At 64.9% G+C, this 13,342-nt stretch carries 8 protein-coding genes and 1 pseudogene; all 9 read left to right on the plus strand.

Translation table 11 applies throughout. The annotated features are described in order from the left end of the window. Positions 1–434 precede the first annotated feature (434 nt). The 9 genes and pseudogenes from QZY03_RS29455 (at position 435) to QZY03_RS29495 (ending at position 13,081) form a co-directional block, all read left to right on the plus strand. Positions 435–1,427, plus strand: a complete 993-nt coding sequence (locus tag QZY03_RS29455; protein WP_295587531.1) for a beta-ribofuranosylaminobenzene 5'-phosphate synthase family protein — start codon at positions 435–437, stop codon at positions 1,425–1,427. Between the two features lie 28 nt (positions 1,428–1,455). Then, positions 1,456–1,710, plus strand: a complete 255-nt coding sequence (locus QZY03_RS29460; RefSeq protein ID WP_295587533.1) for a triphosphoribosyl-dephospho-CoA synthase — start codon at positions 1,456–1,458, stop codon at positions 1,708–1,710. After that, a pseudogene (locus QZY03_RS29465) lies at positions 1,592–1,837 on the plus strand (formaldehyde-activating enzyme); the annotation flags it as partial. The gene QZY03_RS29460 and the pseudogene QZY03_RS29465, both read left to right, overlap by 119 nt. A gap of 191 nt (positions 1,838–2,028) precedes the next feature. Further along, on the plus strand, positions 2,029–3,420 hold the full coding sequence (pabB, locus tag QZY03_RS29470) for an aminodeoxychorismate synthase, component I (protein ID WP_295587537.1): 1,392 nt from the start codon (positions 2,029–2,031) through the stop codon (positions 3,418–3,420). 90 nt (positions 3,421–3,510) lie between these two features. Continuing rightward, the gene (locus QZY03_RS29475; RefSeq protein ID WP_295587539.1) at positions 3,511–5,952 is read left to right on the plus strand and encodes an ATP-binding protein; all 2,442 of its coding nucleotides are present in this window, start codon (positions 3,511–3,513) and stop codon (positions 5,950–5,952) included. Positions 5,953–6,160: 208 nt separating this feature from the next. Further along, on the plus strand, positions 6,161–7,846 hold the full coding sequence (locus QZY03_RS29480) for a class I SAM-dependent DNA methyltransferase (RefSeq protein ID WP_295587541.1): 1,686 nt from the start codon (positions 6,161–6,163) through the stop codon (positions 7,844–7,846). 571 nt (positions 7,847–8,417) lie between these two features. After that, complete coding sequence (locus QZY03_RS29485; protein WP_295587543.1) at positions 8,418–9,335, plus strand: hypothetical protein; 918 nt, start codon at positions 8,418–8,420, stop codon at positions 9,333–9,335. Then, positions 9,322–10,044, plus strand: coding sequence for an abortive infection family protein (locus QZY03_RS29490; RefSeq protein WP_295587545.1), 723 nt, complete (start codon positions 9,322–9,324; stop codon positions 10,042–10,044). Before QZY03_RS29485 ends, QZY03_RS29490 begins: the two co-directional genes overlap by 14 nt. Beyond that, positions 10,037–13,081 carry a type I restriction endonuclease subunit R gene (locus tag QZY03_RS29495; RefSeq protein WP_295587547.1) on the plus strand — a complete coding sequence of 1,015 codons (3,045 nt, stop codon included), beginning with the start codon at positions 10,037–10,039 and terminating at the stop codon, positions 13,079–13,081. Before QZY03_RS29490 ends, QZY03_RS29495 begins: the two co-directional genes overlap by 8 nt. Positions 13,082–13,342 lie beyond the last annotated feature (261 nt).

Consider the following 13,342-nt stretch of genomic DNA (forward strand, 5'->3'; position numbering starts at 1 on the left):
GCTAAAACTGACAAATCCTATAATTTACAACGCTTAATCTATCAAGTGCCGAAAGCGCCGTATTGTCAGAGTTCAGTAACATATCAAGAAATTGCAAACGGTTGTCTTTAATATGCAATTTCTGAACCGGATCTCCTCTAAACGCTGCGGCCTATGGCAAAGGCGCCCGTCTTTTGCGGATAATCCCCGCGTTGCAGATCCAGCCAACGAACCCCGGTGTGCCCCGGTGTGACTCGGCGAGACAGTCAGTGCTTGCCGTCCGCGCTGGTGGTTGCCGTGAACGCGGTTTCGATGCTGTTCTGGCCCGTTTCACGTGCTACGCCCTGCTGGTGTGCTCCTGATCCCACCAAATAATGCCATCGAGCGATCCCGTCGAGCGATCTATTCAAGTGCGAGGCAATCACATGATCCACTGCCCGTCTGCGCGTGTCGACGTGACTGCCACTGCCCGCCTGCACCTTGGTTTTCTGGACCTCAACGGCGGTCTGGGTCGTCAGTTTGGCAGTCTGGGACTCACCATCGATGGCTTTGCCACCCGCTTGACCGCGGAGCGGGCGGACGGATTCAGCGCGGAGGGGATTGACGCGGAGCGGGCGCTCGCGTACGCCCGTACCTTTGCCGCGGCGCGGGGCCTGACCGGCGGCGCTCATCTCCAACTGGTTGAGACAATCCCCGATCATGCCGGCCTGGGTTCCGGGACCCAGTTGGCCCTGGCGGTCGGTACGGCGTTGGAGCGGCTGCTGGCTCCGACTGCCGACGGTGAGGCCTGGGATAGCCGAGCCATCGCTCGGGCGCTGGGGCGAGGTCAGCGTTCGGGCATCGGCGTCGGTGCCTTCGATCAGGGCGGCTTTCTCGTCGACTGCGGACGCGGCGCGCCGCATCACGACCGGGGGCACGTGCCCCCGGTCGTGATGCGTTTTCCGTTTCCGGCGGATTGGCGGCTGCTGTTGCTGTTCGACCCGTGCGGCAGCGGGTTGCACGGCGAACGGGAGGTTCGGGCCTTTGATGCACTGCCCGTCTTTCCCGACGCGACGGTTGGGTCTCTGTGCCGACTGCTCCTGATGCAGTTGGTGCCGGGGCTGATCGAGGGCCGGTTGCCGCCGGTCGCTGACGCCATCGGCCAGATTCAACGCGCCGTCGGCAGTCATTTCGCTCCGGTTCAGGGGGGCTGTTTTGCCTCGCCGGCCGTATCCGCCGCACTGGACTGGGCGGCGGAGCAGGGGTTTGTCGGCAGCGGGCAGTCTTCCTGGGGTCCTACCGGATTCGTCCTGGTGGCGGACCCGGACCAGGCCCGCTGGCTGGAACTGGGCCTCAAGGCACGGTTCGGCGCGTTGTCTGCGCTGCGCTATCGCGTCGTCGCCGGGCGCAACCAGGGCGCGACGGTGGACCTGCTGGCAGCAACGCGGCGGACGATGCAGGAGTCGTGATGCGTGCCGTTCCGAGTCGAGCCCCCGAGTGAACGAAGTCGTTGCATTACGGCGGCGGCTGATCGCCGACGCCTACCGGGCGGCCTGTGGTCTGGAACTGGCCGCGCTCAAGCCGGGGAATGTGCATCGCGACGCCGACGGCCATGGGATGACCGTGGACGATTTCGGTGGCGATGGCGGTGGCCGCTTGCGTGGAGGACGGCACCATCCCGGCTGCCGAGGCGGACGATATCTTTATCTGTGTCGGTGTTTTTGTGCACTGGCAGGCGGAGGACGAGGCTAAAATCCAGGATTTCAATTATCAGGCGACCAAGGAAGCCATCAAGCGGGCCGTGGCCGGCGAGCCCAAAGCCGCCGAGGTGTTGCAGAAGAAGGGCAGCATCGCCCATCCCTACGCCGCCCACCTGTGATCCGGATCGGGTGACCGCGGGCGGTTCGGCTGGGGCTGACCCCGGTGTTCGGCCGCCCGCCGACCGCTGTTCCGCTCCGCCCCGCTGGCTTGGGTCATGACATCCATATTGAGCCTGCGAGGCTGGCCCCTGGACGCGCGCTGCCGGCCGCTTGTTGCGGGAGGAGGTGGTGGTCCCATCGGTGAGGTTCCATGACATCGCTGACTGATGTGCCATTGGTCATCGATCTTCCGTATCGACCGGACAGTGCCCCACTGTTTGCGGCCGTGGTCGACCGCCGCTGGCCGGTCTTTCTCGACAGCGGCCGACCCTTTTGCACTCAGGGCCGCTATGACATCCTGAGCGCCGATCCGCGCACTCGGCTGGTGACCCGCGGGCCGCTGACCGAGGTTCGCACCGGACGCGCGGTGCGGACCTCCCTGGCCGACCCCTTCAGTCTGGTGCAGGAGGCGCTGGGACCCCGGCGACCCGGCGTTTCGGGTCTACCTTTCAGCGGCGGCGCCATCGGCTGGTTTGCCTATGATCTGGCACGTCGTCTGGAGTGCTTGCCGAGCCTGGCGCTGGATGTCGAGGGCACCCCGGACATGGCGGTCGGCATCTACGATTGGGCCCTGGTGGTGGACCACGAAGACCGGTGCACCCGGTTGGTGGCGCGGGATCCCGGCCGTCTCGCCGAGTACCGGGCATTGTTCGCCGCCGTGCTTGCCGGTCGTCAGGTGGCGCGGCCCCGTGCCCCGTTCCGCGTGCTCGATCGGGTCTGCTCCAATCTGAGCCGTGGGCACTATCTGCACGCCGTCGGTCGTATCCAGCACTATTTGCGCGAAGGCGATTGCTATCAGGTCAATCTCGCGCAGCGCTTCGCCGCACCGGCGCAGGGTGATCCCTGGCAAGCCTATCAGAACCTGCGGGCTATCAACCCGGCGCCCTTCAGCGCCTATCTGGCGACTCCGGACTGTCAGGTGCTGTGTTCATCCCCGGAACGTTTTTTGCGGGTGCGTGACGGTGCGGTGGAGACCCGCCCCATCAAGGGTACCCGGCCGCGCGGGGCCGATCCCAGCGAGGACCGGCTGCTCGCGCAAGCCCTCCAATCCAGTCCCAAGGATCGGGCGGAGAATGTCATGATCGTCGACCTGCTGCGCAACGACCTGGGGAAGGTCTGTGCCATCGGCAGTGTCCAGGTCCCTGAATTGTTCAAGGTGGAGCGGTTTGCTCGGGTGCATCACTTGGTCAGCACGGTCCGCGGCCAGTTGGCGGAGGATCGCACCGCGGTCGACCTGTTGCGCGCCTGTTTCCCCGGCGGCTCCATCACCGGCGCGCCCAAGCGGCGGGCCATGGAGGTGATCGAGGAGCTGGAACCGCAGCGCCGCGGCATTTACTGCGGGGCGATCGGCTATCTGGGTCACGACGGTGCCATGGATACCAATATCGTGATCCGTACCCTGGTGTACTCAAAGGGCGTCGCCCGCCTGTGGGCCGGCGGCGGGATCGTCGCGGACTCGGACCCCGAGGCCGAATATCGCGAGACGCTGGATAAGGCGGCTCCCCTGCTTGACCTGCTTGAACGATTGCGATCTGGTACATGATTTTCCGGCAATCGCTTAAACTGCGTGGTTCCGGCTGACCTGGCTGGACGCGGCGGCCGGCGGTTGCCGACGCACCGACTGGGAGACATCATGAAGATCAAAGGCAATGGCGTCCGGCTGATCGCCCCACTGGGGATCTTGCTCGCCGGACTCCTGGCCCTGGTCGGGATCACGTTCTTCTTCAACCGCTCGATGGAGGCGCTGGATCAGCAGATCCGGAACGCTCAGGCGCGGGTGAGGATCGGGGAGCAAGTCGCCCAGAACCTGGTGCGCATCGAGACGGCCGTCTATCGGATGGTCAGCACTCCCCGGACGCGTCTGCCGATCGCGCGCAACCTGCAGTCGCTGGTCGAGGACACTCGGGGCATGCTGCGGGTATTGGACGAGGGTGGTGAGGTCAGCGTCCGTCATCCCACTGCTCCGGACGGAACGCAGGGGTCGGCCCCCGTGTTCAGTTACAATCCCGGCGATGCGTTCGGTCCGGACGTGCTCGAGGCGATCGAACTCAAACCGAAGCTCGCGGCCTTGGAGGAGCAGGCCAACACCCTGATCCGGCTGCTCGCCGCGCGTGATGCGGCGATGGAGACGGACGATCGTCAGGAGCAGGAGCAACGCGTCGCCGCGGTGGATGATTTACTTCGTAGCCTCCCGCCGACCTTCCAGCGATTGAGCGAACAGGCTGACCGTTTGATTCGCAGCAGCCAGGAGCGACTGCACGACCTCGGGGTGCGCGGCGCGGCGCAACGGCAGCGCTTCGGCGGGTTCCAGGCGTTGTTGGCGGCGGGCGTCATCCTCGTGGTTCTGGCGCTGGCGTATCGTGACGTGTTTGCAATCGAGCGAACCTGCCGACGCCTGCGCGAGGAACTGGCCGCCATGGAGCGCGCGCGCGATGCGGCGGAATCGGCCAATCATGCCAAGTCGGTGTTTCTGGCCAATATGAGCCACGAAATCCGCACGCCGATGAATGCCATCATCGGTATGACGTCGCTGGTTCTGGACAGCGATCTGGCGCCGAAGCAACGCCATGACGTCAAGACCATCCTGAACTCGGCCAATGCCCTGCTCGGGTTGCTCAACGACATCCTGGACTTCTCCAAGATCGAGGCCCAGCAGGTCCAGTTGGAGCGATGTGCATTCGACTTGTTCGAGGTCATCGAGGAGGTGGTGCGGACCTTCTCCGACATCAGCCGGCGCAGCGCTGTGGCGCTCTATTACCGCATCGATCCGAGCGTTCCGCGCGCGGCGGTTGGTGATGCACTGCGCTTGCGCCAAATTCTGATCAATCTGGTCGGTAACGCCTTCAAGTTCACGTCGACGGGTCATGTGCGCATTGATGCGGAATTGGCGGACGCGCATGACGGCTTCGTCACCCTGCTTTTCCAGGTGTCGGACACAGGTATCGGCATCGATCGGGAGCGTCAGGTCGGTATCTTCTCCCGCTTTACCCAGGCGGACGAGACCATCTACCGTAAACATGGGGGTACCGGGCTCGGGCTCTCCATCTCCGAGCGGCTCGCGCAGTTGATGGATGGCCGCATGTGGGTGGAAAGCGCACCGGGGCAGGGCAGCCGCTTCTACTTCACGGTGCGTTTGTCCTGCGCCGAGGGACGCCCGTTCCCGGACATGGGTTCGCCGCGGCTGCTAATCGCCGGGACCGATCAGGTCGCCATGGGGCTGGTGTGCGAGCGCATGAGCCTGATGGGCTGTCGATCAGAGTGTGTTTACACCGCGCCCGACGCGGATGCCCGGCTGAAGGCGGCGGCACAGTCGAATGACCCGTTCCGCATCGTGGTGCTGGAGAAGTGCCTGTGCGATGCCACCACCACCGACATCCTCACCTTCCTGCGCGAGATCCCGGTCCCGCCGGATTTGGCTCTGATCGCACTCTCCGAGCCGGACAAGGATGAAGCCGACCGGTTGGCGGACGGCAGCCATGTGCTCTGTGTCAACGAACCTCTCATCATCGGCGAACTGCTCACCCACATGCAGGACTTTGCGCAGGCCCGGCGGCTGGCGGAGTCGCGCGCCGAGACGGCACCAAGTCCGCGGCCCCAGGGTATCTACCGCATCCTGTTGGTCGAGGACAACCACGTCAACAGTGTCATCGCGCGCCGGGTCCTGGAGAAGGACAACCATCCGGTGACTGAGGCCGAGGATGGTGAGGCCGCGTTGCGCGCCTTGACGGCGGATCACTATGAGCTGGTGATGATGGACGTGCAGATGCCTAACATGGACGGGTTGGAGGCCACACGGATCATCCGCGCCCTGGAGACCGGGCGTGACCCTGAGCGGCCGGAGGCGGTGCCGGATGGCTTGGCGCCGCGACTGGTCGGGCGCCATATCCCGGTGATCGCCATGACCGCCAACGCCATGGCCGGCGACCGCGCGTTGTGCCTCGCCGCCGGCATGGACGACTATGTGACCAAGCCGTTCAAGCGCGAGGAGATGCTGGCGACTGTGCAGCGGGTGATGGCGCGGCAGGCGGGTGTTGAGGTGGTGGCTGACGGCGATGATGCCGGTCTTGCGTGCTAGACTGCTGTCGCATTTGGAATTTCACCAATCCCACCCGCGTTAAGGCCAGCGAACGGATCGGGCTCCAGGACCGTCGGTTCGACCAGGAGGGAGACCTTCCGGAGAGCGGCTTCCCGCCAAACGACGGGGATCGACTGCTTGCCGAGGCGCGGCAGGAACCCGGCAGATTTCGGCACGTCGCGGCAGCAGCGATCCATAAGGAATCCTCATGGCGAACAACGACAACGACAACAACAACACCGACCTGGCCTACGCCGACACCCTTTGGAAATCGGCCGACGCGCTGCGCGGCCAGGTGGACGCCGCCGAGTACAAGCACGTCGTGCTGGGGCTGCTGTTCCTGAAGTACATCTCCGATGCCTTCGCGGCCCGCCGCGAGGAACTCACGGCCGAGCTCGAAGCGGAAGGCATCGTCGGCGCTCAAATGGCGGGCCTGCTTGAGAGCCGCGACGAGTACACCGCCGAGCGGGTGTTTTGGGTGCCGCCCGAGGCACGCTGGCAGAACCTGCAAGACCAGGCCACCCGGCCCGACATCGCGACCCTGATCGACGACGCCATCCTCGCCTGCGAGCGGGATAACCCCAATCTCAAGGGCAAGCTGCCGCGCGACTATGCCCGCCGCGGCATCGCGCCTGAAAAGCTCAAGGGCCTGATCGACGTGATCGCCAACATCGGCTTCAAGGGCGACCGCGCGAAGGCCCGCGACACCCTGGGGCGCGTCTACGAATACTTCCTCGGCAAGTTCGCCCAGGCCGAGGGCAAACTCGGCGGGGAGTTCTTCACGCCGCGCTGCATCGTGCGGCTGCTGGTCGAAATGCTGGAGCCTTACCAGGGCCGCGTCTACGACCCCTGCTGCGGCTCCGCCGGCATGTTCGTGCAATCCGAGCGCTTCGTGGAGGCCCACGGCGGTCAGACCACCGACATCTCCATCTTCGGCCAGGAGTCCAACCCCACCACCTGGCGCCTGGCGCACATGAACCTCGCCATCCGCGGCATTGAGGCCAACTTGGGCTCCCAGCCCGCGGACACCTTCCTGCGCGACCTGCACCCGGATCTCAAGGCCGACTACATCCTCGCCAATCCGCCGTTCAACATCTCCGACTGGTCCGGCCGCCTGCTCGCGAAGGATCTGCGCTGGCGCTTCGGCACGCCGCCCGTCGGCAACGCCAACTATGCCTGGATTCAGCACTTCATCCATCATCTGGCGCCGCCCAACGGCCATGGCGGCGGGGTCGCCGGCTTTGTCATGGCCAACGGTTCGCTGTCGTCCGGATCCGGCGGCGAGGGCGAGATCCGCCAACGCATCTGCGAGGCCGATCTGGTGGACGCCATCGTCGCGCTGCCGGCCCAGCTCTTCCTCACCACCGGCATCCCCGCCTGCCTGTGGTTCCTGACCCGCAACAAGACCGGCCGCAACCTGAAGTCCGGCGGACGCGACCGCCGCGGCGAGACCCTATTCATCGACGCCCGCAAGCTCGGCACCCTGCAGACCAGGACCCTGCGTGTGCTAACCGGCGGCGACGACGGCGAGACCCTGCTCGCCGACGGACTCGGCGACCCGGGCGCCGACTCCGATATCGGCCGCATCGTCTACGCCTTCCGCCAATGGCGCGGCGAGCCCGCGCCCGCCTGGTGGAACGCCGCCGAACACGGCGACTGGACCTACCGCGACATCCCCGGCTTCTGCAAAGCAGAGACCATCGAAGGCATCCGCAAGCACGGCTTCGTGCTCACCCCCGGCCGCTACGTTGGCGCCGAGGAGCAGGAGGAAGACGGCGAGCCCTTCGAGGAGAAATACCCGCGGCTGTTGGCGGAGCTGGAGACGTGCTTCGTGGAAGGGGAGCGGTTGATGGGGGTGGTACGCGAGCGGCTGAAAGGGGTGGGTAATGTCTGATCGGCCGACCACCCTTGAGCTCCAGCCCGACCCTCACCCTCTCGCTCCCACGCTCCAGCGTGGGAGTGTCGTCGGGCCGCTCCAGCGGCCCGTCTCAACTGACCGCACTACGCCAGATGGAAGACCCAACGCTGGAGCGTCGCCACGTGCTCCCACGCTGGAGCGTGGGAGCCAGAAACTCGCGTTCGATGTTCCTGACGCATGGGATTGCTTCCCACTTGACCGACTCGTTGAAGCATCGCGTGGGATTTCGTACGGCATTGTACAACCTGGACAGCATGACGCGAGCGGCGTACCCATCGTTCGCGTAAACAATGTCAGGAACGGGCGCATCGACAGCGCAGACATGCTTTGCGTCTCTTCAGCCATCGAATCCAATTACGAGCGCACTCGTTTGAGAGGTGGTGAAGTTGTTCTTTCGCTCGTTGGGACGCTTGGGGAATGCGCTGTAGTTCCACCGGAAATGCGGGGCTGGAACGTGGCCAGGGCGATTGGCGTTATTCCTGTCAAGACCGACATTGATCCACGATGGGTCGCATACTGTCTTCGGTCCGATGCAGTGCAGGAGCTGATGAAAGCTTGGGCGACGACAACCGTCCAAGCGACGCTTAACCTGCGAGACGTGCGGCGACTTCCAATAGTCCTCGCACCTGAGAGAGTCCGAGCGACTATCATCGAGATAATCGGTGGGCTTGACGACAAGATCGAGCAGAACCGGCGGACGGCCCAAGCGCTGGAGCGGCTGGCACGGGCGATCTTCCGCGCCTGGTTCGTGGACTTCGAGCCGGTGAAGGCCAAGGCCGCGGGCGCGACCTCCTTCCCGTCCATACCCCACCCGGTCTTTGCCGCCCTGCCTGCCCGCCTAATAGACTCCGAGATCAGTCCGGTACCGGAAGGATGGAGCCTTAAGCCGATCGCAGCGATTGCAACCTTCCTCAACGGTCTCGCGCTTCAGAAATATCCCCCGCGCGGAGACGGGGAAGACTTACCCGTCATCAAGATCGCCGAACTTCGCAAGGGTTCGACCGAGGGGGCCGACTGGGCGAATGGCGACGTGCCGGAGCAGTACGTGATCAACGATCGCGACCTGATTTTTTCGTGGTCCGGGACGCTTGAGGTGGAGCTTTGGTTTGGCGGCAAAGGCGCCTTGAATCAGCACCTGTTCAAAGTCACCTCTTCTCATTATCCGAGTTGGTTCTGCCTGCTCTGGATTCGAGAACACTTGTCATGGTTTCGTGCCGTTGCAGCAAGCAAGGCGACCACGATGGGGCACATCAAACGAGGTCATCTCCAAGAGGCACGTGTCGTCGTTCCTTCGCTCGATATATTACACGCCGCCGATCGTGCTATCGGCCCGCTCTACGAACAGTATGCCCAGGTCATGGTGGAGTCGCGAACGCTGGCCCGACTGCGCGATTATCTGCTACCAAAGCTCCTATCCGGAGAAGTACGCGTACAGGCAATCGGGGAGTCGCATGGCCGGTCTTGAAGGGAGCTTTGAACTCCTTAGCTGCCGACAATTATTCGAGCGGTATCCTACATCCGTCTCGCTTCGATCAGCCGTCGAAGTTATCGAACGAACGATCAAGAGCGAGCCAGGCATCGCATTTACACACTGCCGTGGCCTGCTCGAAACCGTCTGCATCACGATCTTGACGGATCGCGGCATCGAGATTTCGCCCAATCCGAACCCCAACTGGCTGATGTCGCAGGCAATCCAAACACTGGAACTGACCTCCCTAGAGCGGGACGACAAAGAAGCCGAGCAGGGTGTTGCCAGCATACTCAGGGGCCTGAATTCTCTGGTCGATGGCGTAGTCAAGGTGCGTAATAGCCAAGGGGTGGGGCCGCATGGCCGGGACGCACTGGATAACGTGTTGTCGGTCGACTACGCGATCCTTATTGCCACCGCTGTCGATGCTGCCATTGGCCTGATGTTCAGGTTGCATCAGGAGCAGATCGGGCGTGATCCGATTAACCATCTCAGATTTGCAGTCCATGCCGACTTTAACGCATATCTGGACGGCAAGTATTCGGACTTCGTGATTGAAGAGGTGTCTATCAGCGCCAGTCAAGCGCTCCACAACCAGGATAGGTTGGCGTATCGGAAGAGCCTTGTGGAGTTTAGAAACCGCCCTGAGGAGGGCGAAGACGACTTTGCCGAAGGTGAAACTCTCCGGGAGGGAAACGATGGATGAACTGACCGCCGAGCTTGCAGCGGCAGCATGGTTCGAGGTGGTGCCCATTCGGGTTCTGGTGGCTGCGGATATGGCCGACGACTACGACCCAGGCCAAATGTCAATCCTTGGGACAGTACTTATCGGCGCGCTCAAACGGCTGAATCCTGGCTTGCCTCAGGAGACGGTCGAAGGCGTCGTGCGCACGCTCACGCACCCGCCCCATCCGACGCTGATCCAGAACAACCGCTGGTTTCACACGCTGCTGACCGATGGCGTCGAGGTGGAATACCGCGATCCGCAGACCGGCGAGACGCGCGGCGGACGCTGCCGGCTGGTGGACTTCGACGATCCGCTCGCCAACGATCTGCTGGTCGTGCGCCAGCTAACGGTCATTGGATCATCGGGCAAGACGATCCGACTCGACCTCATCCTGTTCCTGAACGGCCTGCCCATCGCAGTCATCGAGCTGAAGGACCCGGCCGATCCGCAAACCGATCTCACTGCTGCCATCGAGCAGCTCGACCGCTATCAGGACAGGGCGCCGGAGCTTTTCGTCCCGAACCTGGTGCGGGTGGTCTCCGACGGAATGCTGACGCGGGTCGGCTCCATCACCAGCGACCGCAGCCGCTTCATGCCCTGGCGACCGCTCGTGGACGACGGCGGCAACGCACCGACGCTGGAGGCGCTGATCCGCGGGCTCTTCGAGCCGCGGGCACTGCTGGACTATCTGCGCAGTTGCGTCCTCTTCGAGGAGGACGCGCGCGGCGCGATCGCCAAGAAGATCGCCGCGTATCATCAGTTCCGCGCCCTGCGCAAGGCGCGGGCAAGCGTGCTCGCACACCTCAAGCCCGCGGGCGACGGGCGCGGCGGGGTCATCTGGCACACCCAGGGTTCGGGCAAGTCGCTGACCATGCTGATGCTGGCAGGCGCTTTGATCCGCGAGCCGGATCTCGCCAATCCGACGCTGGTGGTGATTACCGACCGCAACGACTTGGACGATCAGCTCTTCGACACCTTCGCGGCCGGTCGCGCGCTGCTGCGCCAGGACCCGGTGCAGGCCCAAAGCCGCGATCACCTGCGGCAACTGCTGGACCGCGCCGCGGGCGGCGTGGTGTTCACGACTATCCAGAAGTTCACCGAGGCCCAGGGCGTGATCTCGGACCGGGCCAACATCGTGGTGCTGGCGGACGAGGCCCACCGCAGCCAGTACGGCTTCGTCGAGGGCGGCGCGCGCTGGATGCGCGAGGCCCTGCCGAACGCGACCTTTGTCGGCTTCACCGGCACGCCGCTGGAGCGCGACGACAAGAACACCATCCATGTCTTCGGCGATTACGCGGATGTCTACGATATCCGCCAGGCGGTGGAGGACGGCGCCACCCGACCGCTGTATTACGAGTCGCGCATCGTCAAGCTCCGGGTGGACGAGGACGGCGCGCGGGTGGCCGAGGACGAGGTGGAGTACGTCGTCAACGCCGATCGCGACGGCGCGAGCCCGGACGAGCGCATCCGCGTGCGGCTGGAGTCGCTGGTCGGCGCCCCGGAGCGCCTAGAGCGGCTGGCCGCCTTCATCGTCGAGCACTGGGAGAAACGGCGCGCGGCCATGGAGGGCAAGGCGATGGTGGTGACCATGAGCCGCGACATCGCCGCCCGGCTCTACGAGCAAATCCGTCTGCTGCGCCCGGACTGGCACGATGCCGACGACGAACGCGGGGCGATGAAGGTGGTCGTCACCGGCAGCTTGGACGACCCGGAGCCGTTGCGCGGCCATGTGCGCACCAAGGCCGCGCGCAAGCGCCTGGCCGAGCGCTTCAAGGACCCGGCGGATGATCTGCGGCTGGTGATCGTCTGCGACATGTGGCTGACGGGCTTCGACTGCCCGCCGGCCCATACACTTTATCTAGACAAGCCGCTGGCCGGGCACAATCTGATGCAGGCCATCGCGCGGGTGAACCGGGTCTGGGGCGACAAACCCGGCGGGCTGATCGTCGACCTGCTCGGGCTCGCCGACCAACTGGCCGATGCGCTCGCCACCTACAGCCGCGCTGGCGGCACCGGGCAGGCGGTGCGGCTGGTGCAGGATGAGGCGGTGCCGGCGATGCAGTCGGCCTTCGAGACGCTGCGTGACTTCTTCCACGGCTGCGACTACGCCCGAGCGCTCGACGCCGCGCCGCGCGACGTGCTCACCGTCTACCTTGGCGCCATCGACCATGTGCTGGGGCAGGATGACGGCTGGAAGCGCTTTCAAAAGCTGATCAAGGAGTTGGCGACCGCCTTCGCGCTGGCCGTACCGCGGCCGGAGGCCGAGCGGATCGCACCGCACCTAGCCTTCTTCCAACGCGCGGCGGCGATGATCCGCAAACGGCTGGCGGACGGCGGTGATCGTCCGGACAGCCGCGCCCGGCAGCGCGACATCGACGCCGCGGTGCGGCAGGTGATCGGCGGGGCGGTGGATGCGGACGACGTGATCGATCTGTTCGCGGTGGCCGGTCTGGACGAGGCGCGGTTGGACATCCTGAGCGACGAGTTTCTTACGCGCGTGGCCGCCCTGCAGCAGAAGAACCTAGCCCTGGAGACACTGCGCAAGCTGTTGAACGACCAAATCCGCAGCACCGAACGCAGCAACCTGGTGCGCAGCCGCAAGTTCCGCGAGGCGCTGGAAGACGCGCTGCTGCGCTATACCAACAAAGCGATCACGACGGCGGAGATGATCGCCCGTCTGATTGACTTGGCGCGGGACCTGCGCGAGGCGCAACGGCAGGGTGAGGCACTGGGGCTCAGCGCCGAGGAGATCGCCTTCTACGACGCATTGGCCGACAACGCCTCGGCGCGCGAGGCGATACAGAGCGACACGTTACGGCTGATGGCCCGCGAGTTGACCGAGATGGTGCGCCGCCTGCCGAAGCTCGACTGGACGCAGCGCGAGTCGGTGCGGGCGGCGCTGCGGCGCAACGTCCGGCGTTTGCTCGCAAAGTACGGCTACCCGCCGGATCTGGCGGAAGGCGCGACGGCGCTGGTACTGCGGCAGGCGGAGCTGTCGACGGCAAACGGCGTTTAGCGCGTGGTGCCAGCGGCTCAGCGGCGAGCTTGGCGTGCGAGACGACGACGCCCCGCGCCTTCGCCGCCGAGTCCGGGGTGGCGGCCAGCAGGCGCTCCAAGACTTCCAGCGCTTGTCGATAGAATCCAAGCGCCTGGTCGGCGTCGCCCGCCTGGCCGCGCGGGACCAGACAGTCGGCCAGTTGCAGTTGCGCGGCGGCCAGGAGCCGCTCGTGGGCAGGGGCGACCGGCGGGCGGGCGCGGTCAGGCGCCAGGCGGCATC

Source organism: uncultured Lamprocystis sp. (genome assembly GCF_903933125.1).
In the GTDB taxonomy this organism is placed as follows: domain Bacteria; phylum Pseudomonadota; class Gammaproteobacteria; order Chromatiales; family Chromatiaceae; genus Thiodictyon.